The 23,494-nt window shown below is 60.2% G+C and carries 18 protein-coding genes; 11 read left to right on the forward strand and 7 right to left on the reverse strand.

What is annotated here, in order from left to right; all coding sequences use genetic code 11:
• Positions 1 to 113: 113 nt before the first annotated feature.
• Positions 114 to 1,352 carry an MFS transporter gene (locus JFT58_RS27290; protein WP_032895226.1) on the reverse strand — a complete coding sequence of 413 codons (1,239 nt, stop codon included), beginning with the start codon at positions 1,350 to 1,352 and terminating at the stop codon, positions 114 to 116.
• A gap of 316 nt (positions 1,353 to 1,668) precedes the next feature.
• Between JFT58_RS27290 and JFT58_RS27295 the strand changes: the two genes are divergently transcribed.
• From JFT58_RS27295 to JFT58_RS27305, 3 genes are read left to right on the forward strand one after another with little or no spacing between them, the layout of a single operon-like run.
• On the forward strand, positions 1,669 to 3,108 hold the full coding sequence (locus JFT58_RS27295) for a cytochrome ubiquinol oxidase subunit I (RefSeq protein WP_019818027.1): 1,440 nt from the start codon (positions 1,669 to 1,671) through the stop codon (positions 3,106 to 3,108).
• 1 nt (position 3,109) lies between these two features.
• Positions 3,110 to 4,117, forward strand: coding sequence for a cytochrome d ubiquinol oxidase subunit II (gene cydB / locus JFT58_RS27300; RefSeq protein WP_034126946.1), 1,008 nt, complete (start codon positions 3,110 to 3,112; stop codon positions 4,115 to 4,117).
• 12 nt (positions 4,118 to 4,129) lie between these two features.
• Positions 4,130 to 4,294 carry a DUF2474 domain-containing protein gene (locus JFT58_RS27305; protein ID WP_003194328.1) on the forward strand — a complete coding sequence of 55 codons (165 nt, stop codon included), beginning with the start codon at positions 4,130 to 4,132 and terminating at the stop codon, positions 4,292 to 4,294.
• 142 nt (positions 4,295 to 4,436) lie between these two features.
• Here JFT58_RS27305 and JFT58_RS27310 read toward each other — a convergent pair whose 3' ends face one another.
• The gene (locus JFT58_RS27310) at positions 4,437 to 5,561 is read right to left on the reverse strand and encodes a methyltransferase (RefSeq protein ID WP_054896159.1); all 1,125 of its coding nucleotides are present in this window, start codon (positions 5,559 to 5,561) and stop codon (positions 4,437 to 4,439) included.
• Positions 5,562 to 5,701: 140 nt separating this feature from the next.
• Complete coding sequence (locus JFT58_RS27315) at positions 5,702 to 6,412, reverse strand: helix-turn-helix transcriptional regulator (protein WP_054896158.1); 711 nt, start codon at positions 6,410 to 6,412, stop codon at positions 5,702 to 5,704.
• A 447-nt stretch (positions 6,413 to 6,859) separates the two neighbouring features.
• Between JFT58_RS27315 and JFT58_RS27320 the strand changes: the two genes are divergently transcribed.
• The gene (locus JFT58_RS27320) at positions 6,860 to 7,636 is read left to right on the forward strand and encodes a ferredoxin--NADP reductase (RefSeq protein ID WP_019818025.1); all 777 of its coding nucleotides are present in this window, start codon (positions 6,860 to 6,862) and stop codon (positions 7,634 to 7,636) included.
• A 41-nt stretch (positions 7,637 to 7,677) separates the two neighbouring features.
• Here the strand turns inward: JFT58_RS27320 and mscL are convergent, their stop codons facing one another.
• Positions 7,678 to 8,094 carry a large-conductance mechanosensitive channel protein MscL gene (gene mscL / locus JFT58_RS27325; protein WP_014720019.1) on the reverse strand — a complete coding sequence of 139 codons (417 nt, stop codon included), beginning with the start codon at positions 8,092 to 8,094 and terminating at the stop codon, positions 7,678 to 7,680.
• 287 nt (positions 8,095 to 8,381) lie between these two features.
• Here mscL and katB point away from each other — a divergent pair, with 287 nt between their 5' ends.
• The 3 genes from katB to radA are packed head-to-tail and all read left to right on the forward strand — an operon-like array spanning position 8,382 to position 11,923.
• Positions 8,382 to 9,923 carry a catalase KatB gene (gene katB, locus JFT58_RS27330; RefSeq protein WP_054896157.1) on the forward strand — a complete coding sequence of 514 codons (1,542 nt, stop codon included), beginning with the start codon at positions 8,382 to 8,384 and terminating at the stop codon, positions 9,921 to 9,923.
• A 57-nt stretch (positions 9,924 to 9,980) separates the two neighbouring features.
• Positions 9,981 to 10,520, forward strand: a complete 540-nt coding sequence (locus tag JFT58_RS27335) for an ankyrin repeat domain-containing protein (protein ID WP_054896156.1) — start codon at positions 9,981 to 9,983, stop codon at positions 10,518 to 10,520.
• A gap of 35 nt (positions 10,521 to 10,555) precedes the next feature.
• A complete protein-coding gene (radA, locus tag JFT58_RS27340) occupies positions 10,556 to 11,923 on the forward strand; it encodes a DNA repair protein RadA (RefSeq protein WP_003194313.1) in 1,368 nt (455 codons plus the stop codon).
• A 129-nt stretch (positions 11,924 to 12,052) separates the two neighbouring features.
• Here the strand turns inward: radA and JFT58_RS27345 are convergent, their stop codons facing one another.
• Positions 12,053 to 12,421 carry a PilZ domain-containing protein gene (locus JFT58_RS27345; RefSeq protein WP_054896155.1) on the reverse strand — a complete coding sequence of 123 codons (369 nt, stop codon included), beginning with the start codon at positions 12,419 to 12,421 and terminating at the stop codon, positions 12,053 to 12,055.
• 174 nt (positions 12,422 to 12,595) lie between these two features.
• Here JFT58_RS27345 and JFT58_RS27350 point away from each other — a divergent pair, with 174 nt between their 5' ends.
• The 3 genes from JFT58_RS27350 (at position 12,596) to yjiA (ending at position 15,987) form a co-directional block, all read left to right on the forward strand.
• Entirely contained in the window at positions 12,596 to 14,662 is a 2,067-nt protein-coding gene (locus tag JFT58_RS27350; RefSeq protein WP_054896154.1) for a carbon starvation CstA family protein, read from the forward strand.
• 14 nt (positions 14,663 to 14,676) lie between these two features.
• Positions 14,677 to 14,874, forward strand: a complete 198-nt coding sequence (locus JFT58_RS27355; protein WP_003194308.1) for a YbdD/YjiX family protein — start codon at positions 14,677 to 14,679, stop codon at positions 14,872 to 14,874.
• A 156-nt stretch (positions 14,875 to 15,030) separates the two neighbouring features.
• Positions 15,031 to 15,987, forward strand: a complete 957-nt coding sequence (gene yjiA / locus JFT58_RS27360) for a GTPase (RefSeq protein ID WP_014720013.1) — start codon at positions 15,031 to 15,033, stop codon at positions 15,985 to 15,987.
• Positions 15,988 to 16,176: 189 nt separating this feature from the next.
• Here yjiA and glyA read toward each other — a convergent pair whose 3' ends face one another.
• Both glyA and JFT58_RS27370 read right to left on the reverse strand, forming a co-directional pair.
• A complete protein-coding gene (gene glyA, locus JFT58_RS27365; RefSeq protein ID WP_003194304.1) occupies positions 16,177 to 17,430 on the reverse strand; it encodes a serine hydroxymethyltransferase in 1,254 nt (417 codons plus the stop codon).
• Between the two features lie 228 nt (positions 17,431 to 17,658).
• Entirely contained in the window at positions 17,659 to 21,510 is a 3,852-nt protein-coding gene (locus JFT58_RS27370) for a sensor domain-containing protein (RefSeq protein WP_054896153.1), read from the reverse strand.
• A gap of 285 nt (positions 21,511 to 21,795) precedes the next feature.
• Between JFT58_RS27370 and ettA the strand changes: the two genes are divergently transcribed.
• Complete coding sequence (gene ettA, locus JFT58_RS27375) at positions 21,796 to 23,460, forward strand: energy-dependent translational throttle protein EttA (RefSeq protein WP_014720011.1); 1,665 nt, start codon at positions 21,796 to 21,798, stop codon at positions 23,458 to 23,460.
• Positions 23,461 to 23,494 lie beyond the last annotated feature (34 nt).

A 23,494-nucleotide genomic window follows, 5' to 3' on the forward strand; every position in this document is an offset into this window, starting at 1 on the left:
TTCCAGTGTGGGAGCTGGCTTGCCTGCGATAGCGGTGTATCAGCCACCAGAAAGTTGCCTGATACACCGCTATCGCGGGCAAGCCCGGCTCCCACAGGGTATGGCGGTGAAGCCTATGGCTTGGTTTCTTCCACCGGCACATGCATGCGATCCCGGTTGGCCAGGGTCGGGAACAGCTTGATCCACACCCCGGTCACCACCAGGGTGCCAACCCCGCCCATCACCACCGCAGGCACGGTGCCAAACCAGTGGGCGGTAATCCCGGATTCGAATTCGCCCAATTGATTGGACGCACCGATAAACAGGCCATTGACCGCACTCACTCGCCCGCGCATTTCATCTGGCGTTTCCAACTGCACGAACGATGCACGGATCACCATGCTGATCATGTCTGCCGCGCCCAGTACCACCAGCACCGCCAGTGAAAACCAGAACGAAGTCGACAGGCCGAAGGCGATGGTTGCCACCCCGAACACGCCGACGGCGGTGAACATCACGCGGCCCACCTGGCGGTCCACCGAAAAGCGCGCCAGCCACAGTGACATCAGCAATGCGCCCACAGCCGGGGCCGACCGCAGCAGGCCCAGGCCCCAGGCACCGGTCAGCAGGATGTCCTTGGCGAACACCGGTAACAGCGCTGTGGCGCCGCCCAGCAGCACGGCAAACAGGTCCAGGGAGATGGCGCCGAGAATGTCCGGGCGGCTGCGGATAAAGCGTATGCCGGCCAGCAGCGAGTCCAGGGTGGCCTTGGCTTTGTTGAGCGGCGTCTGGCGGGCGGGCAGGTTCAGGGTCAGCACGCAGGCAATCAGGTACAGCGCCACGGTTGGGCCGTACACCCACACGCTGCCAAACGCATAGAGCAAACCGCCCACGGCCGGTGCGACGATGGTCGCCAGTTGCTGGGCCGATTGCGAGGCGGCCACAGCGCGGGGGAACAGCGCGCTGGGCACGATGCTCGGCAACAGTGCCTGGGTGGTGGGCATTTCAAATGAGCGCGCAGCGCCGAGCAGGAAGGCGAGGATGAAGATCATCTCGCGAGTCACGTTGCCGGTCAGGCCGCCGATGGCCAGGGACAAGGCGATCAGCGCCTGCAAGGTCTGGCAGATGGCAGCGACCCGGCGGCGTTCATAGCGATCAGCCACGTGCCCGGTGTGCAGCATGAACAGCACGCGCGGCACGAATTCCACCAGGCCGACCAGGCCCAGGTCCAAGACGTTGCCGGTCAACTGGTAGAGGTTCCAGCCGATCGCCACGGTGAGCATCTGGAAGCCACTGGCGGTAAAGATCCGCGCCAGCCAGAACGCGATGAAAGGGCGGTGGTGACGTAACAGCAACGCAGGTTCACTGGGCATCGGCAATCAGGTCGGCAACGGGAGAACGGCGAGATTAGCATCAAGCTGTAACAAATAGTTGCAAGAACTGAGCTGAGGCAAGCTGTCACGCGGCAAAAGACCACACAGTCCTACAGCAAAAATGGGACTACTCTTTCAACGATGCTTGATCCAGATCAAAACCTGCCCCGGGATTGTTCTGGTGGTCGAAAGGCCAGATTCCCCACGCGATGGGTAATAAAAGAAACGAATTGAAATTCGCCACACTCCATATCCGTGGGGGCAGTGGGTGCAGGCTCCCAGCCAGCAGCCGGTATTACCTGACAGAGGAAGACTTATGTTCGGTTTGGAGGCGCTAGATCTCGCCCGAATTCAATTCGCGTTCACCATCTCATTCCACATCCTGTTCCCGGCGATCACCATCGGCCTGGCCAGTTACCTTGCGGTGCTGGAGGGCTTGTGGCTCAAGACCCACAACGACACCTACCGCGACCTCTACCATTTCTGGTCGAAGATCTTTGCCGTCAACTTCGGCATGGGCGTGGTATCGGGCCTGGTCATGGCCTACCAGTTCGGTACCAACTGGAGCCGCTTCTCGGACTTCGCCGGCGCCGTCACCGGGCCGTTGCTGACGTACGAAGTGCTCACGGCCTTCTTCCTCGAGGCCGGCTTCCTGGGTGTAATGTTGTTCGGCTGGAACAAGGTGGGGCGCAAGCTGCACTTCTTCGCCACGGTGATGGTGGCCGTGGGTACGTTGATCTCCACGTTCTGGATTCTTGCCTCCAACAGCTGGATGCAGACGCCCCAGGGCTTTGAAATCATCGATGGCCGCGTAATACCGACCGACTGGCTGGCGGTGATCTTCAACCCGTCGTTCCCCTACCGCCTGATGCACATGGCCACGGCTGCTTTCGTTGCCACGGCGTTCTTCGTCGGCTCGTCGGCGGCCTGGCATTTGCTGCGCGGCAAGGACAACCCGGCGATCCGCAAAATGCTCTCGATGGCGATGTGGATGGCCTTGATTGTTGCGCCCATCCAGGCGGTGATCGGCGACTTCCACGGCCTCAATACCCTCAAGCATCAGCCGGCCAAGATCGCCGCGATTGAAGGCCACTGGGAAAATATCGGCAACGAGCCCACGCCGCTGATTTTGTTTGGCTGGCCGGACATGCAAGCCGAGAAAACCAAATACGCGGTCGAGATTCCGTACCTGGGCAGCCTGATCCTGACTCACTCCCTGGACAAGCAGGTGCCGGCGCTCAAAGAGTTCCCACCTGAAGACCGCCCCAACTCGACCGTTGTGTTCTGGTCGTTCCGGGTCATGGTCGGCCTGGGGTTCCTGATGATCTTCACCGGTTTGTTCAGCCTGTGGCTGCGCCGGGGCGACAAGATGTACACGTCCAAACCGTTCCTGTACCTGGCGCTGTGGATGGGCCCGTCTGGGCTGATTGCGATTCTTGCCGGTTGGTTCACCACCGAAATCGGCCGCCAGCCCTGGGTGGTCTACGGGTTGATGCGCACGGCGGATGCCTCCTCCGGGCATAGCCTGACGCAGATGACCATTACCCTGGTGTTGTTCGTGGTGGTGTACTTCGCGCTGTTCGGCGCGGGCCTGGGCTACATGATGCGCCTGGTGCGCAAAGGCCCCGTGACCCACGACAGTACCGAGCCCGCCCACGGTGGCCCCGGCCAGAAACGCACCCCCGCGCGTCCGTTGTCTGCTGCCGACGATGGCAGTGATAACGACCACGACCACATCCAGCACAAGGGGAATTGAGATGGGTATTGATCTTCCGCTGATCTGGGCCGTGATCATCATCTTCGGCATCATGATGTACGTGGTCATGGACGGCTTCGACCTGGGGATCGGCATTCTTTTCCCGTTTGTTCCGGGCAAAGTCGACCGTGATGTGATGATGAACACCGTGGCGCCCGTATGGGACGGCAACGAAACCTGGCTGGTACTCGGGGGCGCGGCGTTGTTCGGCGCGTTCCCGCTGGCCTATTCGGTGGTGTTGTCGGCGCTGTACCTGCCGCTGATCCTGATGCTGATCGGCCTGATCTTCCGCGGCGTGGCCTTTGAGTTCCGCTTCAAGGCCAAGGACCACAAGCGTCACCTGTGGGACAAGGCGTTTATTGGCGGCTCGCTGGCGGCGACTTTCTTCCAGGGGGTGGCGTTGGGCGCCTTTATCGACGGTATTCCGGTGGTGGATCGCCAGTTCGCCGGCGGCTCACTGGACTGGCTCACACCCTTCACGATGTTCTGCGGCGTGGCGCTGATCGTGGCGTATGCCTTGCTCGGCTGCACCTGGCTGATCATGAAGACCGAAGGCAAGTTGCAGGAGCAGATGCACAACTTGGCGCGGCCTTTGGCGTTTGTGGTGTTGGCGGTGATCGGCATCGTCAGCATCTGGACGCCGCTGACCCACCCGGAAATCGCCTCGCGCTGGTTCACCTTGCCGAACCTGTTCTGGTTCCTGCCGGTGCCGATCCTGGTGCTGGTCACCATGTACGGGCTGATCCGCGCCGTGGCGCGTAACGCGCACTACACGCCGTTCCTGTTGACGCTGGTGCTGATTTTCCTCGGCTACAGTGGCTTGGGGATCAGCCTGTGGCCGAACATCATCCCGCCGTCCGTGTCGATCTGGGATGCCGCCGCGCCGCCGCAAAGCCAGGGCTTCATGCTGGTGGGCACGCTGTTCATCATCCCGTTTATCCTGGGCTATACCTTCTGGAGCTACTACGTGTTCCGCGGCAAGGTCACCCACGAAGACGGCTATCACTAGGAGGGTTGAAACATGTCAAAACCTTCGTTGCATGAGATTGAACAGGCCGAGAAGCAGCCGTTGTGGCGGCGCCTGGGGTGGCTGGCGATGATCTGGACCGGCAGCGTGCTGGCCCTGTTCGTGGTGGCCAGCCTGATGCGCATGTTCATGAATGCGGCAGGCCTGAGCACGCATTGACACTGTAGGAGCGAGCTTGCTCGCGAAAAACGTCAACGATAACGCGTGCTTCCTGAATAAACGCGGCGTCTGTGAGTTTTTCGCGAGCAAGCTCGCTCCTACGAAAAAGCCCTGCTTTTCTTGATCGAAAAGCAGGGCTTTTTTATTTACGCGCCTTGAGGATGACGAACTTGGGCGTGGCCGCTACTTGCTCGACACCACGGAACAACCGCGCCAGCTTGCTGTGGTAGCCCAGGTGACGATTCCCGACGATGTACAAGGCGCCACCGACCACCAGCGCTTCGCGTGCCTGCTGGAACATGCGCCAGGCGAGGAAGTCGCCGACCACTTGTTGTTGGTGGAACGGTGGGTTGCACAACACCACTTCCAGCGATTGCGCCTCCTGGCCGGCCAGGCCATCGTCGGCACGTACGCTGACGTCCCGCTCTCCCAAGGCGGCTTGCCAGTTTTCGGCGGCCGATTGCACTGCCATATACGACTCATCCACCAAGGTGTAGTGCGCGTCGGGGTTCTGCAGGGCGCTGGCAATCGCCAGTACGCCGTTGCCGCAGCCCAGGTCCGCCACGCGTGCACTGCCCAGGTTTTTTGGCAGGTGCGGCAGGAAGGCACGGGTGCCGATGTCCAGGCCTTCGCGGCAAAAGACGTTGGCGTGGTTACACAACTCGATGACCGGCGCATCCAGGGTATAGCGGGTCGGGTAGGGCGAGACCGCGGCAGGGCGCGGCTCGACGCTGGCAATCAGCAACCGCGCCTTTTTGACCGCCAATGAGGCGTGCATGGGCCCGATGTAACGCTCCAGCAATTCGCCCGCAGCCCGTGGCAAATGCTTGACCATTGCACCTGCGATCACCTCGGCGCCGGGCGCCAGTTGCCCTTGCAGGCGGATCAGTTGTTCTTCCAGCAACGCCAGGGTTTTCGGCACGCGGATCAACACGCGATCGAACGGCCCGGTCGCGAGCTGGCTGGCCGGTATGAAGGGCACGGCATCAAAGGGCTTGCCGTTGCGCACCAGGTTTTTCTCCAGGCCCTGAGCGGCGAGGAACGAGTCACCGCTGGAGGTCACTTGCACCTGGCCTTGAAGGCTGGCTGCCAGGGCGCCGAAGCTGTCATTGAGCACCAGCACGCGGGTGGCGGCAGTGGGCTGTTGCGCGGCGAGGTGGCTGAGCAGGTATTCGTCGGCGGCATCGAAGGCTTGCAGCGGATCATTGTGTTGCTCTGGCTGACGAATCAGGTCGAGCTGGGCGAAAGGGCTGTCAAGCAGGGGCATGGCGGGGCGAGGCTCTGGGTAATCGACGGACCGTCTGAGTGAACGGCGGGGCCACCGTGGAAAGCGCACCCTCAACACTCAGAATTGGCCGTAAATGTTACGTTTTTTTCAATGCGATGACATGCGGTGTTTTACGTGGGCTAAAACAGCCCGGCTTTAGCGGCGCGCAGCACCGCCTGGATCTTGTTATGCACGCCCAGTTTCTTGAAGGTACTGCTGATATGAAACCCCACGGTGCGCTCGGACAGGCAAAGAATCGCGGCAATCTCCGAGGCGGTCTTGCCCATCGCCGACCACTTGAGGATTTCTGTTTCCCGGGCAGTCAATTTGCTGGGCGCTTTGATGTCGGGGGCGTCGGCGTACTTCTGCGCGACGACCGCATGCATCGCATGGCAAAGCCACAACACCTGGCCGGCTTTTTCGTAAAGCTCTTCAGGGCTGACCTCGCCCTTGCTGCGAACCAGGGTCAGCATGCTGAATACACCCTGGAAGTCATGCACGGCTTGGGTCCAGCCTAAATGCACCCCGCATGACTGGGCCAATTCCCACAGCTTGGGGGTGTTGGCAAAGGTTTTTTGTTCCCAGAGAATAGGCAGTACCGAGGTTTTACAGTGGGTTACAACGGGGTCTACATCGAAGAAGTGCGCTTGTTTATAAATGCTAAGCCATTCATTTGGATAGTTATTAAACAGAATGGGTTTTGTTTGGGGGCTTTGTGATTGGGAACTCATGGTAAAGGAGCAATATTCGAAACCTAGTTCATAAGTGTGGTTTATCACCATCTCAAACACACTGGTGATTTCACTCTCGCCGTCCAGCTTGGGCAGCCGGGTATTATGCCAATTGACCATCGGTGACTCTCCATGCGCGTATATGTGACCTGGGTACGTCCTGATCCCCCATTGCAGCTCGAAAACAAGTGTAGGGTAAGTCCTACAACTGAGCTTGAAAAATATTTTACTTCCAGGGTTTGTTTAGTTGGCGGGTTTTGTACAAGGCTTGAAGTTTTGTATAAGGGCGCTTGGCAAGTTACTTTTTTTCAATATTATTAATATCTTGAAAGTAGTATCAAAATGATGTCGCTGTACGTGCCGTTTCATCTCGGGAGGTATTCGGGGCGCGTTAATAGCCAAATAGTTAGTGCTAGTGGTGAACCCATGGTTTACCCCTGGACTTGGTTGAAAAACGCGCAGGCCAGCCGCGTGAACCTTGAGTGACGGCAAAGCCAGTACCAATCATCAGTGTTTGCGCGGTCTGTTTTGAGGGACACTAACGGCCTGTGCAAAACGGAGCCCCCCATGACGGCCAGTGCTGAGAAATTTACCCGCCAGACCCTGCTCGATGTGCAGTCGCTGACCCCCAGCCTGTTCACCCTGCGCACCACCCGCGATGCCGGTTTTCGTTTTACCGCCGGCCAGTTCGTGCGCCTGGGCGTTACCAAGGCGGATGGCAGCACCGTCTGGCGTGCCTATTCCATCGTGTCTTCGCCGTTTGACGAGCATCTGGATTTCTTTTCCATCGTGGTCCCCGGTGGTGAGTTCACCAGTGAACTGAGCCGCCTGAAGGTGGGCGATACCTTGCTGGTCGAGCGCCAGGCCACCGGGTTTCTGACCCTCAACCGCTTTGTCGACGGGCGTGACTTGTGGTTGCTGGGAACCGGAACGGGCGTCGCGCCGTTCCTGTCGATCCTGCAGGACTTCGAAGTGTGGGAAAAATTCGAGCGCATCATCCTGGTGTACAGCGCCCGGGAAGCCAAGGAACTGGCCTACCAGTCGCTGATCGACACGCTGGGTGAGCGCGAGTACCTGGCCGAGTACGCCCACAAGCTCACCTACATTCCCATCGTCACCCGCGAGCAGCATCCGGGCGCGTTGAATGGGCGTATTACGGCCTTGATCGAAAATGGCGAATTGGAGCGGGCCGCCGGCGTGGAGCTGACGGCGCAGGATTCGCGCGTACTGATTTGCGGCAACCCGCAGATGGTCGATGACACGCGCCAGTTGCTCAAGCAGCGGGACATGCAACTGAGCCTGAGCCGACGACCTGGCCAGGTGGCGGTAGAAAATTATTGGTAGAAAAAAGGCGCCTTGCGAGGCGCCTTTTTTGCATCCGCAGGTTAAAGCGGCTTGTTGTTCTGTGCCTTGAGCAGATCGCGGATCTCGCCCAGCAGCACTTCTTCCTTGCTTGGCGTGGGCGGCAAGCTTGGGGCCACGGCTTCTTCGCGCTTCAGACGGTTGATCGCCTTCACACCCATGAAGATTGCAAACGCGACGATTATAAAGTCGATGATGCTCTGGATGAACTTGCCGTAGGCCAGGACAACAGCGGGTACATCACCTTGTGCTGCCTTGAGCGTGACGGCCAGATCGGCAAAGTCCACGCCACCGATCAGCAGGCCGATGGGAGGCATTATCACGTCGCCTACAAATGAGGAAACAATCTTGCCGAAGGCAGCACCGATGATGATACCGACGGCCATGTCGACCACATTACCTTTGACCGCGAAGGCCTTGAACTCACTGATCACGCCCATAGGTTATTCCTTGTTACAGTTGAGGAGGGTGGAGGTCAGTGTAATTCAGTCGAACAGCGCTTGCTCGACACAACTGTTAACACTGTCGGTTTTTATCGACACATCAAATCGCAAATAGTTTGCAAAGTGCCATCAATCGCGCGCGAATTAGCCGCTATTTCAGCGGGTTACCAGATTTTTTTCTTAATCGGGTCTGTGGTGTTTTTCTATTTATCTTCTGACTCGCAGGTCACTAGCCTCTGGCAAGCACAACTGAATGTGCATTAAAAAAACCAGAGGAAACCTCGATGAATACTCCAATCAGCCGCAGGCCCGTGTCGGCGCGCCACGCGCTGGCACTGGTGACCGCCAGCCTGCTTTCCCTCTCTGTGCAAGCCGCCAACCTGACCCGCGATAACGGGGCCAACGTCGGTGATAACCAGAACTCCCAGACCGCCGGCGCAAATGGCCCGGTGTTGCTGCAGGATGTGCAACTGATCCAGAAGCTGCAGCGCTTCGACCGCGAACGCATCCCGGAGCGCGTGGTGCACGCGCGCGGCACGGGCGCCCATGGCACCTTCACCGTGACCGACAACCTCAGCGACCTGACCAAGGCCAAGGTGTTCGCCGCCGGTGAAACCACGCCGGTGTTCGTGCGCTTCTCGGCGGTGGTGCATGGCAACCACTCCCCGGAAACCCTGCGGGACCCACGGGGCTTCGCCACCAAGTTCTATACCGCCGAAGGTAACTGGGACCTGGTCGGTAATAACTTCCCCACGTTCTTTATTCGCGATGCCATCAAGTTCCCGGACATGGTCCATGCCTTTAAACCGGACCCGCGCACTAACCTGGACGATGACTCGCGCCGTTTCGACTTCTTCTCCCATGTTCCAGAGTCCACTCGTACACTGACCGAGTTGTACTCGGACTCCGGCACCCCAGCCAGTTACCGCGAAATGGACGGTAATGGCGTACATGCCTACAAGTTGATTAACACTAAAGGTGAAGTGCACTACGTCAAGTTCCATTGGAAGAGCCTGCAGGGCATCAAGAATCTTGATCCCAAGCAAGTTACCGAGGTGCAAGGGCGTGATTACAGCCATATGACCCATGATCTGGTCACGCACATCAACAAAGGCGACTTCCCTAAGTGGGACCTGTATGTGCAGGTGCTCAAGCCTGAAGACCTGGCCAAGTTTGATTTCGACCCACTGGATGCCACCAAGATCTGGCCGAATGTGCCCGAGCGCAAAGTCGGGCAAATGGTGCTGAACCGCAACCCGGCCAATGTGTTCCAGGAAACCGAGCAAGTCGCGATGGCCCCGGCCAACCTGGTACCGGGTATCGAGCCGTCGGAAGACCGCTTGCTGCAGGGGCGCGTGTTCTCCTACGCCGATACGCAAATGTACCGCCTGGGCGCGAACGCCCTGCAGTTGCCGATCAACGCTCCACGGGTCACCGTCAACAACGGCAACCAGGACGGCGCGATGAACGTCGGCAAGACCACCACCGGCGTCAACTACCAACCAAGTCGCCTGTTGCCGCGGGAAGAGCCGCAAACCGCACGCTACAGCCAGTCGCCGCTGTCGGGCAGCACCCAGCAGGCCAAGATTCAACGTGAGCAGAACTTCAAGCAGGCCGGTGACCTGTACCGCTCCTACACCAAGAAAGAGCGCGAAGACCTCATCAACAACTTTGGCGGCTCATTGGCCACCACCGATGACGAGAGCAAGCACATCATCCTGTCGTTCCTCTACAAGGCGGATCCGGAATACGGCACCGGCGTGGCCAAGGTCGCCAAGGGCGACCTGGCTCGCGTGAAGGCGCTGGCGGAAAAACTGACTGACTGATTCGTTGGTTGCGGTCGGCGCCTTCACGGGCGTCGACCTTTGGCAGGAGAACACCCTATGCGTATCTCTATCGGCTTACTGATGGCCATGCTGGCCTTTACCGCTCATGCCGAGTCCCCCGACCCGGTGGCGCTCAAGGCGCAGTTGCAGGATTACTATTTCGACGCCGCCCGTCGTGGCGACCTCGACATGCTCAACACCTTCATAGAGTCCGGCTACGGCCTCAATGCCCAGGATGACAAGGGCTACACCGCGTTGATCCTGGCTGCTTATCACGGCCAGGGCCCGTATGTGGAGCGTCTGCTCGATGCCGGCGCCGACGCCTGCGTCCAGGATAAACGCGGTAACACGGCGTTGATGGGCGCCATCTTCAAAGGCGAGCTGAAAATCGCCCAGCGCCTGTTGGCCACCGACTGCAACCCTGACCAGCGCAACGGCGCAGGGCAGACCGCCGCCATGTACGCCGGGTTGTTCAAGCGCGTCGAATTGTTGGGCGCGCTGCAAGCCAAAGGCGCAGACCTGAACGCCGAGGACCCCGTGGGTAACAGTGCTTCACGTTTAGCCAAGGGCGAAATCCGGACCCCAGCGTCGCGCTGAGCTATCATCGCGGTTTTTCGGTTGGAGGTTCTCACATGGCAAAGGCCAAGCGCATGTACGGCTGCACAGAGTGCGGCGCGACCTTTCCCAAATGGGCGGGCCAGTGCTCCGAATGCGGCGCGTGGAACACCCTGACTGAAACCATGATCGAGAGTGGCGGTGCCGCGGCCCCCACCGGCCGTGCCGGCTGGACTGGGCAACAGGCGCAGATCAAGACCCTGGCCGAAGTCAGCGTCGAAGAGATTCCGCGCTTTTCCACCGCCTCCGGCGAACTGGACCGGGTCTTGGGCGGTGGCCTGGTGGACGGCTCGGTGGTGCTGATCGGCGGTGATCCGGGCATCGGCAAGTCCACGATCCTGCTGCAAACCCTGTGCAGCATCGCCAGCCGCATGCCAGCGCTGTATGTCACCGGCGAAGAGTCCCAGCAGCAGGTAGCGATGCGCGCCCGGCGCCTGGGCTTGCCACAGGACCAGTTGCGGGTGATGACCGAAACCTGCATCGAAAGCATCATCGCCACGGCGCGCATCGAAAAGCCCAAAGTCATGGTCATTGACTCGATCCAGACGATTTTCACCGAACAACTGCAATCGGCACCCGGCGGCGTGTCACAGGTGCGCGAAAGCGCGGCGCTGTTGGTGCGTTACGCCAAGCAGAGTGGCACGGCGATCTTCCTGGTCGGCCACGTGACCAAAGAAGGCGCACTGGCCGGGCCACGGGTGTTGGAACACATGGTCGACACCGTGCTGTATTTCGAAGGGGAATCCGACGGTCGCCTGCGCCTGCTGCGGGCGGTGAAGAACCGTTTTGGCGCCGTCAACGAACTGGGTGTGTTCGCTATGACCGATCGGGGGCTGAAAGAAGTCTCGAACCCCTCGGCGATTTTTCTCACCCGCGCTCAGGAAGAAGTCCCAGGCAGTGTGGTGATGGCCACGTGGGAAGGCACCCGGCCGATGCTGGTGGAAGTCCAGGCGCTGGTGGATGACAGCCATTTGGCCAACCCACGGCGGGTCACACTGGGCCTGGACCAGAACCGCCTGGCGATGCTGCTGGCGGTGCTGCACCGGCATGGCGGCATTCCGACCCACGACCAGGATGTGTTCCTCAACGTGGTGGGCGGGGTCAAGGTGTTGGAGACCGCGTCCGACCTGGCGTTGATGGCGGCGGTGATGTCCAGCCTGCGTAATCGGCCGTTGCCCCATGACTTGCTGGTGTTTGGCGAGGTGGGTTTGTCGGGCGAAGTGCGCCCGGTGCCGAGTGGGCAGGAGCGCTTGAAGGAAGCGGCCAAGCATGGCTTCAAACGGGCGATTGTGCCCAAGGGCAATGCGCCGAAGGAGGCGCCGCCGGGGTTGCAGATTATTGCTGTGACGCGGCTGGAGCAGGCGTTGGATGCCCTGTTCGAATAATCCGCAGCACCGCTGAACCCCTGTGGGAGCTGGCTTGCCTGCGATGGCGGTGTATCAGGCAAGAATGGGTAAGCTGACCCGCCGCTATCGCAGGCAAGCCAGCTCCCACATTTTGATTGATGTGCGTTTTCAGATCTCCAGCAGGGCGCCCAGCTCGCGCTCCAGTTCTTGCTCATCACCCAGGTTCAACTCAACGAACCTACGCAAATGGCTGATCGAATCCAGATCAATGTGTTTGCACACTAAGCCCAATTGACCCTGCTCTTCATGGGTCAGCCGCGCTTGCATCTTTATATGCGTCTTCTGGTCCAGGCGTATGTCGACGTCAAAGGGCAGCGCTTTATTTCCCTTCCAGTTGTCAGGCCGTTCCACCAGCAATCCCTTGAGTGATAAATCCACCAGTTTTACCGGCCATTCGCTGCCGCTTTGCCGAAGTTCGGCCGTGGCATCAAAGGCGATCCGGCGAAAACGGCGACGTTCGGACGCATGCTCGGTCATGGTAATGCCCTCTGTGAATGGGAGGAGTGTAGCCCGGGGCCATCAAGGGGCGTTTATTTCGGCTTTTTTTAGCGGTTGAAGGCTCTAGACCAACGTAGGGGGCTGGTCTTTGAGGCCAGTAGCGCTAAACTCGGGCTGGCTGTCCTTTCTGTCCACCCTGGCTGGAATATAAAAATGAAAAATAATAATAGCCTGCTACGCCACTTACCCTGGCTGGTGCTGGCAATTGTAGGAGCGTGCGCCCTGGGCGTAGTGGCCTTGCGCCGCGGCGAGGCGATCAACGCCTTGTGGATTGTGGTCGCTGCTGTGGCCATCTACCTGGTTGCGTACCGTTACTACAGTCTGTTCATCGCCAACAACGTGATGCAACTCGATCCCCGGCGGGCAACCCCTGCGGTGGTCAACAACGATGGTCTGGACTACGTACCAACCAACAAACACATTCTTTTCGGTCACCACTTTGCGGCGATTGCCGGTGCAGGCCCGTTGGTCGGCCCGGTGCTGGCGGCGCAAATGGGCTATCTGCCCGGCACCCTCTGGCTGATTGCCGGGGTGGTGCTGGCCGGTGCGGTGCAAGACTTCATGGTCCTGTTCCTGTCCACTCGTCGCAACGGCCGTTCCCTGGGGGACATGGTTCGCGAAGAGATGGGCCGCATTCCGGGGACCATCGCGCTGTTCGGCTGCTTCCTGATCATGATCATCATCCTCGCGGTGCTGGCGCTGATCGTGGTCAAGGCCCTGGCCGAGAGCCCATGGGGCATCTTCACGGTGATGGCGACCATCCCGATCGCGATGTTCATGGGCATCTATATGCGCTACATCCGCCCGGGCCGCATCGGGGAAATCTCGATCATCGGCGTGCTGTTGCTGCTGGGTTCGATCTGGCTGGGCGGGCAGATTGCCGCTGATCCAGAGTGGGCCAAGGCGTTCACCTTCACCGGTATCCAGATCACCTGGATGCTGATCGGCTACGGCTTCGTGGCTGCTGTGCTGCCGGTGTGGCTGATCCTGGCGCCCCGCGACTACCTGTCGACGTTCCTGAAAATCGGCACCATCATCGCCCTGGCGATTGGCATCCTGGTCACCATGCCTGACCTGAAAATGCCGGCACTCACCCAGTTCATCGACGGCACCGGCCCGGTGTGGAAGGGCGGCCTGTTCCCGTTCCTGTTCATCACCATTGCCTGTGGCGCGGTCTCGGGCTTCCATGCGCTGATCTCCTCGGGCACCACGCCCAAGCTGCTGGCCAGTGAAAGCCACGCCCGTTACATCGGTTACGGCGGCATGCTGATGGAGTCGTTCGTGGCCATCATGGCGATGGTTGCCGCTTCGGTGATCGAGCCTGGCGTGTACTTCGCCATGAACAGCCCGGCTGCCATTGTCGGTACCGACGTGGTCACCGTGGCGCAAACCGTCAGCAGCTGGGGCTTTGCAATTACCCCTGAGGCGTTGTCGGCCGTTGCCCACGATATCGGCGAAACCACCATCCTGGCCCGTGCCGGCGGTGCGCCGACGTTGGCGGTGGGCATCGCGCAGATCCTGCACAGTGTGCTGCCAGGTGAAAACACCATGGCGTTCTGGTACCACTTTGCGATCCTGTTCGAAGCGCTGTTCATCCTTACGGCAGTGGATGCCGGTACCCGCGCCGGTCGTTTCATGCTGCAAGACCTGCTCGGTTCCTTCGTGCCTGCGCTCAAACGCACCGAGTCGTGGACTGCCAACCTGATTGCAACCGCAGGCTGCGTGGCGATGTGGGGTTACTTGCTGTACCAGGGCGTGATCGACCCGCTGGGTGGCATCAATACCTTGTGGCCGCTGTTCGGTATCTCCAACCAGATGCTGGCCGGTATCGCGCTGATGCTGGCGACCGTTGTGCTGATCAAAATGAAGCGTCAGCGCTACATCTGGGTGACCATGTTGCCGGCTGTCTGGCTGCTGATCTGCACCACCACGGCAGGCTTCATCAAGCTGTTCGACGCCAACCCGGCGATCGGCTTCCTGTCGCTGGCCAAGAAATACAGCGATGCCCTGGCTAACGGCCAGATCCTCGCCCCGGCCAAGAGCATCGACCAGATGCAACACGTGATCTGGAACGCCTACACCAACGCAACGCTGACGGCGCTGTTCCTGTTCGTGGTGTTCAGCATCCTGTTCTATGCGCTCAAAGTCGGCGTCGCCGCCTGGGGCAACAAAGAGCGTACGGATAAAGAAGCCCCGTTCCAGGCTGTACCGGACGCATAACGAGGATTGCAGACATGTTCAATGACATCAGTCGCCTCGGTAAATACCTCGGTCAGGCCGCCCGCCTGATGGTCGGCATGCCCGACTACGACACCTACGTCGAGCATATGCAAACCAAACACCCGGACAAGCCGGTGATGGACTACAAGGCGTTCTTCCGGGAACGCCAGGAAGCCCGTTACGGCGGCAAGGGTGGGCCCAAGTGCTGCTAAGTTGGTAAAACGGCTGTACCTGTAGGAGCGAGCTTGCTCGCGAAAAACCCAAGGACACCACGTGCAGCCAGACAGCACGCGTTATCGTTGACGTTCTTCGCGAGCAAGCTCGCTCCTACAGTTATTTTTGCGCCCTCATATTTCAGGAGAATCTCTTTGTCCTCTCCCATCCCCGTCACCATCCTCAGCGGCTTCCTCGGCGCCGGCAAGACCACCTTGCTGCGCCACCTGCTCAAAGCCGAGCACGGCTTGAAAATCGCCGTGATCGAAAACGAATTCAGTGACGCCGGTATCGACACCCAATTGCTGGGCGACGAGCCAGTGCAAGTGATGACCCTGTCCAACGGCTGCGTGTGCTGCACCATCCACACCGACCTGACCAAAGCCCTGTACCTGTTGCTGGAACGCCTGGACAGCGGCGAGATCGCCTTCGACAGGCTGGTGATCGAATGCACCGGCCTGGCCGACCCTGCACCGGTGGCCCAGACCTTCTTCATCGACGAAGAGCTGCGCGAACGCTATATCCTCGACGGCATCATCACCCTGGTGGATGCGGCCCACGCCGAGCATCATCTGACCCAGACCATTGCCCAGGCCCAGATCGGCTTTGCCGACCGCCTGCTGGTGAGCAAGCGCGACCTTGTAGACGACGCCAGCTTCGACGCCCTCAGCCAGCGCCTCACCCGCATCAACCGTCGTGCGCCAATTCGTGTGGTGGATCACGGCAAGATTGACCTGGCCGAATTGCTGGATGTGCGCGGCTTCAACCTCAACGCCGGCATGAGCCTGCGCCCGGTCAGTGCAGCGCCTTCGGTCGACCGTATTTCCAGCCTGGTGCTGCGCACCGACCAGCCGCTGGATATCGACCGTCTCAGCGAGTTCATGAACGAACTGCTGGAAGACCATGGCAAGCAACTGCTGCGTTACAAGGGCGTATTGAACATTGCCGGAGAAGACCGACGCATGGTGTTCCAGGGCGTGCTGAAGCTGTATGGCTTCGACTGGGATACCGAATGGGCCGAGGGCGAGGCGCGGGAGAGTGTGATCGTGTTTATTGCCGATGAGCTGCCCGAAGACAAGATCCGCCAAGGCTTTGAGCGGGTCTACCAATAAACCCGACTTGAAATGCACTCCAATGTGGGAGCTGGCTTGCCTGCGATAGCGGCGGGTCAATCACTGATGGGCTGACTGCAAAACCGCCATCGCAGGCAAGCCAGCTCCCACACTTGACCCTGTTTCAAATTGAAATCGGCATAAAAAAGCCCGGCTCATGAGCCGGGCTTCTTATTCACGCAACTGCCATCAAGCGCCGTATACCGGCAGCTTCTTGCAGATGGCCTTGACCTTCTCACGTACCGCGTCGATCACGGCTTCGTTGTTCAGGTCGGCCAGGATGTCGCAGATCCAGCCCGCCAGTTCCTTGCACTCGGCTTCCTTGAAGCCACGGGTGGTCACTGCCGGGGTGCCGAAGCGCAGGCCGGAGGTGACGAACGGCGAACGTGGGTCGTTCGGCACGGAGTTCTTGTTCACGGTGATGAAAGCTTTGCCCAGGGCAGCGTCAGCATCTTTACCGGAAATGTCCTGCTTGATCAGCGACAGCAGGAACAGGTGGTTTTCAGTACCGCCGGACACCACGTCAAAACCGCGCTCGATGAACACGCTGGCCATGGTCTTGGCGTTCTTGACCACTTGTTGCTGGTAGGTCTTGAACTCAGGCTGCAGTGCTTCCTTGAAGCAGATCGCCTTGGCCGCGATCACGTGCTCCAGCGGGCCGCCTTGGGCGCCCGGGAAAACGGCGGAGTTGAGCTTCTTCTCGATCTCGGCGTTGGCGCGTGCCAGGATCAGGCCGCCACGTGGACCGCGCAGGGTCTTGTGGGTAGTGGTGGTGACCACGTCAGCGTAAGGCACTGGGTTGGGGTAAACGCCCGCAGCTACCAGACCGGCCACGTGGGCCATGTCGACGAACAGATAGGCACCGACCTTGTCGGCGATTTCACGGAAACGTGGGAAGTCCAGGATCTGCGAGTAGGCAGAGAAACCGGCCACGATCATTTTTGGCTTGTGCTCGACGGCCAGGCGCTCGACTTCATCGTAGTCGATCAGGCCGTTGGCATCGATACCGTACTGAACGGCGTTGTACAGCTTGCCGGAGGACGAAACCGTGGCGCCGTGGGTCAGGTGACCGCCATGGGCCAGGCTCATGCCCAGGATGGTGTCGCCGCCTTGCAGCAGGGCCAGGTACACGGCGCTGTTGGCTTGGGAACCGGCGTGTGGCTGGACGTTGGCGTAATCGGCGCCGAACAGCTCTTTGGCACGGTCGATGGCCAACTGCTCAACCACGTCGACGTACTCGCAACCACCGTAGTAGCGCTTGCCTGGGTAGCCTTCGGCGTACTTGTTGGTCAGAACCGAACCTTGAGCCTCCATCACCGCAGGGCTGGTGTAGTTTTCCGAAGCGATCAGCTCAATGTGCTCTTCCTGGCGCACGGCTTCTTGCTCCATGGCGGCGAAGAGATCGGCGTCGTACTTGGCAATAGTCAAATCACGGCTGAACATGGCGGTCCTCAAGGATCGGGGGCAGAAAAGGAGGGCATTCTAACTCAATGGGTTTTAGATGGCATATGAAAGGACATCATGTCGCGGACAAGTGGGGTTCATCTGGGGATGATCGTTCCCACGCTCTGCGTGGGAATGCATCCCGTGACGCTCTGCGTCACATTTAAAAGCGGACGCAGAGCGTCCAGAATTGCGTTCCCACGCGGAGCGTGGGAACGATCAGGGACTTCAGTCAAACATGAACAGCGCATCATTACTGAACTGCACCTCAAACCGATTCGCCGGCATCGGCCGCCCGAACAGGTAACCCTGCACCTCATCACAGCCATGCTCACGCAGGAAGTCCAACTGCTCATGGGTTTCCACGCCTTCGGCAATCACCGCCAGGTTCAGGCTGTGGGCCATGGCAATAATCGCCCGGGCGATCTGCGCGTCCTGCTCACCGGAGGGCAGGCCATCGACGAAGGTGCGGTCGATCTTCAGCACATCGATGGGGAATTGCTTGAGGTAGTTGAGCGACGAATAGCCGGTGCCAAAGTCATCCACCGCGATGCTCAGGCCCAGGTTTTTCAGGCTGGCGAGGATCTGCAGGGCTTCGTTGACTTCACGCATCAGGATACTTTCGGTCAGTTCCAGCTCCAGGCACGCCGGCGGCAGGCCGGTGTCCTTGAGGATGGTGGCGATGCGCGTGCCCAACTGGCCGTCGGAGAACTGCCGCGCCGAGATGTTCACTGATACTTTCGGCACGCGCACTTTGTTCTGGTGCCAGGTCTTGAGCTGGCGGCAGGCTTCGCCGATCACCCAGTCGCCCACATCCACCACCAGCCCGAGCTCTTCCAGTACCGGGATAAAGTCCCCGGGCGGTACCAGTCCACGGCGCGGGTGGCGCCAGCGCAGCAGGGCTTCGGCGCCGGTAAGGCGTTTGCCGTCGCCGCTGAATTGCGGCTGGTAATAGAGCACGAATTCGTTCTGGTCCAGGGCGTGGCGCAGGTCGCTTTCCAGTTCCAGGCGCTCCAGGGCGCTGGCGTTCATGTCGGCCTGGTAGAACTGGAAGTTGTTTTTGCCGCGCTCTTTAGCGTGATACATCGCCGTGTCGGCGTTTTTCATCAATTGGCTCAGCTCGTTGCCGTCTTGCGGGCTGAGGGCGATGCCGATACTGGCGGTCACGAAGAACTCGCGGCCTTCCAGCACAAAGGGTTTGACCAGGCTGGCGAGGATCTGCTCGGCCACATGAATGGCGCGGTTCAGCGCCATATCGCGGCTGACCCGTGGTTGGAGGAGCAAGGTGAATTCGTCGCCGCCCATGCGCGCCACGGTGTCGTCCTCGGCCACACAACCGAGCAGGCGCGTGGCCATTTCCTTGAGCATCCGGTCGCCGGCCGCGTGGCCGAGGGAGTCGTTGATCGGCTTGAAGCGGTCCAGGTCGAGGAACATCAGCACCACCCACGACTTCTGCCGTTCGGCGGACTGCAACGCGGTGTGCAGGCGGTCCTGGAACAGGGTGCGGTTGGGCAGGTGGGTCAGGGCGTCGTAGTAGGCCAGGCGGTGGATGCGCTGCTCACTGGCCTTGCGCTCGCTGATATCGCTGAAGAAACACACGTAACTGGCCAGGTCGCCTTCGTCGTCGAACACCGCGGTAATGCCGACCCAGGCCGGGTAATGCTCGCCATTGAGACGCTTGAGCCACACCTCGCCTTCCCAGGTGCTGTGCTGGTGCAATTGCTTGAGCACATAACGCAGATGGGCTTCCTGCTGCTCATCGACGGTGAGCATATTGGGCAACTGGTCGAGCACATCGCTCACCGCATAGCCGCTGACCCGGCTGAACGCCTCGTTGGCCTGCACGATATAACCGGCTGGGTCGGTGATCAGGATCGCCGAAGTGGAATGTTCGAACACCGTGGCTGCCATGCGCAGATCTTTTTCGGCGCGTCGTTGCTGGCTGATATCGCGGCCCACGCCGAGGATGCCTTCAAACGCGCCATGTTCATCCCACACCAGCACCAGGCGCAGTTCGATCGGCACTTTGCGCCCGTCGGCGCGCAGGCAGTCGAACAGAAACAGTTGGGTCTGGACTTCATCGCGCAACGTGTTCAAGGCGTCGGGGTTGCCGAGGGCGCGGCTGACCTGTTCCATCAGGCTGTAAATGCCGGTCAACTGCTGAGGGTTGGCAACGATCGACTGCCAGCCGTTCTTGAACACCCAGTCCACGTCATAGCCCAGGACGGTGTTGACCGAGGGGCTGATGTAGTTGAGGGCCAGTTGGCTGTCGGTGGAGCAGATCACGTCGCTGATGCTTTCGGCCAGCATCCGGTAGCGCTGTTCACTGTCGCGTAGTGATTCACTGGCCTCGATCTGGTCGGTAATGTCCTTGGCCACGCCGATGATCCGGGTGACCACCGTAGAGGTATCGCGGGCCAGCGCCTGTTCGCGGATATCGAAGCGGCGCCACTGGTTATTGCGGTGGCGAAAGCGCAGTTGGCAGTGCAATTGGGTCGTATAGCCGACCTGGCGTTGCTGTTCGCGCGCGTCATGGTAGTGCTCGGCGTCTTCTGGGTGTAGCAGGATTTCCCAGAAGTACTCACCCATTTGCTGCAGTTCGGCTTTGTTGTAGCCCAGGGTGTGGCCCAGATGGTGGTTGCTGAAAATCATGCGCTGGCTGATCACGTCCTGCACATACAGGTGATCGGGCACGGTGCGCACCACATCCGACCAGAAGCTTTCACGCTCCACCAGCGACAACTCGATCAGCTTGCGGCTGGTGATGTCGCTGATGCTGAGAATCACGGCCTTGACGTCATCCTGCTGCTCCGGCAAACGCATCACCAGCCACAGGTACTGTTCGTTGCCGGCCACGTCGTTGAGCTGGATTTCCAGCTCCAGCTGTTTTTGCCGGGTCAGTACCGCTTCCAGCACTTGATAGCCGATGGACGTGGCATTGCGCGGGCAGTCATCGATCAGGCGTTCCCACGCCTGCTCGCAGGACGCGACGTTGAGCAGGCGCACGGCCATCTGGTTGACCTCGGTGACGCGCAACTCCTTGAGCAGTTGCTTGCGCTCCGTGGGGTTGGCCTGCAACCAGGCGTGCAACTGCTCGCGGCTTTGCACCTGGGTCTTGTTGCAAAACGCCTTGAGCCCCGACAGGTCCAACACGCACAACGCGACGCCGGTGCCTTCGAAGATGTCCTGGTAGCGTCGCCGGCCTTCATTCACCTGGCGTTGGCGGCGGCGCATGTTGAGCAGCACGATCACCGGGATCAGCGAAAACGCCAGGCCGAGCAGGCACTTGCCGATAAAGGCGGGTAGTAGTTGTTCCAACACCGCGCTGCGGTCGAACATGCCGCGCAGTTGCCAATCGCTTTTGCTCAAGGGCGTGACCAGCACGCTGCGGTTCAATTCTTCCGGCGTCAGGGCGCCGGACCACTGCGCCGGCATGCCGCTGTCACGGCTGACCACACGATGGTTCAGGCTGTTCTCGATCGCCCACATCGGGCGCTGGCCCTGGACATCCTGGCGCGTGAGGTTGGCCAGATAATTGGGCGCCAGGCGCAAGGCCCAGTACACCTTGGAGCCACCGCTGGGTTGGTGCAGCAACAGATAGATGACCGTGCCGTCATTGTCGTTGCTCAGGTAGTAGGACTGGGCGTGACTGCGCTTGACCAGGTCTTCGAGCAGGGCACTGTCTTGGCTGCCTTCGGCAGTGTCGCTGATCAGTGCGCCGCTGGGGGCGAGCAGGGCAAAGCTGCGCAGGTCCGGCAGTGAGCGCTGCAACGTGCGCATCAGGGCCTGCTGCTGTTCGGGGTTGCGCGGCGGCTCGACAATCGGCAACAGGTTCAGGGCGATCTGCGCGCTCAGGGCCATGCTCTGGCTGATCTGCTCGGCCAGGTCGGCACTGTAGTCGATGGTGTATTGCTGTTGGTTTTTCTGGTTTTGCTGCAATTGGTCCAGCAGTTGCCAGAACAACAAGGCGAGCAACAGCAGGACAAGCGTCGCCAACGCGCCTTTCAAGGTGCCGTGCAGGGGCGCTCCCGGCGCAATATGAGCGGCGCGCAAGGGCGTGGGCGGCGTGACGTTGGACAAACTGTGATCCTGCGGTTTGGCTGGACTGGCGCGCGACGTGCACTATAAGCCGGACGCCCGAAGGGCGGCTAGCATGCCTTGAGTTGTGGCAAAGTGCCAGTCCTGCCTGGCTGGACTGCCCCAGCGCATTCAGGTAGCTTTGCCGGTTACGCGGGGGCGTTCCAGCCCCAGACATTCAGGCTTTTTTTGCTCGCTGGCATTGATGATAGTCAAAGGCCCGCGCGGCGCATGGCCTGGCACGGGCTTCGTCCGCTTAATTCATCAGTCACTGACGCTAGGTTCACCATGGCTCAATACGTCTTCACCATGCATCGGCTGGGAAAAGTTGTTCCGCCGAAGCGGGAAATCCTGAAAAACATTTCGCTGTCCTTCTTCCCAGGCGCCAAGATCGGCGTGCTCGGCCTCAACGGTTCGGGTAAGTCCACCCTGCTGAAAATCATGGCGGGTGTCGACACCGAGTTCGAAGGCGAAGCCCGTCCGATGCCGGACCTGAACATCGGCTACCTGCCGCAAGAGCCGATCCTGGACCCGACCAAGACCGTGCGTGAAGTGGTCGAAGAAGCCGTCAGCGTGATCAAGGACGCCCAGGCCCGCCTCGATGAGGTGTACGCCGCCTACGCCGAACCGGATGCCGACTTCGACAAGCTGGCCGCCGAACAGGCCAAGCTCGAAGCGATCCTGCAGGCGGGCGATGGCCACAACCTGGAGCGCCAACTGGAAGTCGCCGCCGATGCGCTGCGTCTGCCAGCCTGGGACGCCAAGGTTGAACACCTGTCCGGTGGTGAGAAGCGTCGTGTGGCCCTGTGCCGCCTGCTGCTGTCGGCCCCTGACATGCTGCTGCTCGACGAACCGACCAACCACCTGGACGCCGATTCCGTCGCCTGGTTGGAGCACTTCCTCCACGATTTCCCGGGCACCGTGGTTGCGATCACGCACGACCGTTACTTCCTGGACAACGTCGCCGGCTGGATCCTGGAGCTCGACCGCGGCGCCGGTATCCCTTACGAGGGCAACTACTCCGGTTGGCTGGAAGCCAAGTCCGACCGTCTGGCCGCCGAATCCAAGCAGCAATCGGCCCACGAAAAAGCCATGAAGGAAGAACTGGAATGGGTGCGCAAAGGCGCCAAGGCCCGCCAGTCCAAATCCAAGGCCCGTCTGCAACGCTTTGAAGAAATGCAGTCGCAGGAATTCCAGAAGCGCAGCGAAACCAACGAGATCTACATCCCGGCTGGTCCGCGCCTGGGTGACAAGGTCATTGAGTTCAAGAACGTGACCAAAGGCTATGGCGACCGCGTGCTGATCGACAACCTGTCGTTCGCCATGCCAAAAGGCGCGATCGTCGGCGTTATCGGCGGTAACGGTGCGGGTAAATCCACACTGTTCCGCATGCTGATGGGCAAGGAAACCCCGGACTCCGGCAGCATCGAGATCGGTGACACCGTGCAGTTGGCCTGTGTGGACCAGAGCCGCGACGACCTCGACGGCAGCAAGACTGTGTTCCAGCAGATCTCCGACGGTTCCGACCAGATCCGCATCGGCAACTATGAAATCCCGTCGCGCACCTACGTCGGCCGTTTCAACTTCAAGGGCGGCGACCAGCAGAAGTTCGTCAAGGACCTGTCCGGTGGTGAGCGCGGTCGCTTGCACCTGGCCCTGACCCTGAAAGAGGGCGGCAACGTCCTGCTGCTCGACGAACCGTCCAACGACCTCGACGTTGAAACCCTGCGTTCCCTGGAAGAAGCCCTGCTGGACTTCCCGGGCGCCGCCATTGTGATCTCTCACGATCGGTGGTTCCTTGACCGCGTCGCGACCCACATCCTGGCGTACGAAGATGACTCCCAAGCGGTGTTCTTCGAAGGTAACTACACCGAGTACGAAGCCGACCGTAAAAAGCGCTTGGGTGAGGCCGCTGCCCAGCCGCACCGCGTACGCCACAAAAAACTGGCCTGATGCTGCAATAGCCGCAACAGCCTGTTGAAAAAAT

The sequence above is a fragment of the Pseudomonas sp. MF6767 genome (assembly GCF_016405475.1).
GTDB lineage: Bacteria > Pseudomonadota > Gammaproteobacteria > Pseudomonadales > Pseudomonadaceae > Aquipseudomonas > Aquipseudomonas paracarnis.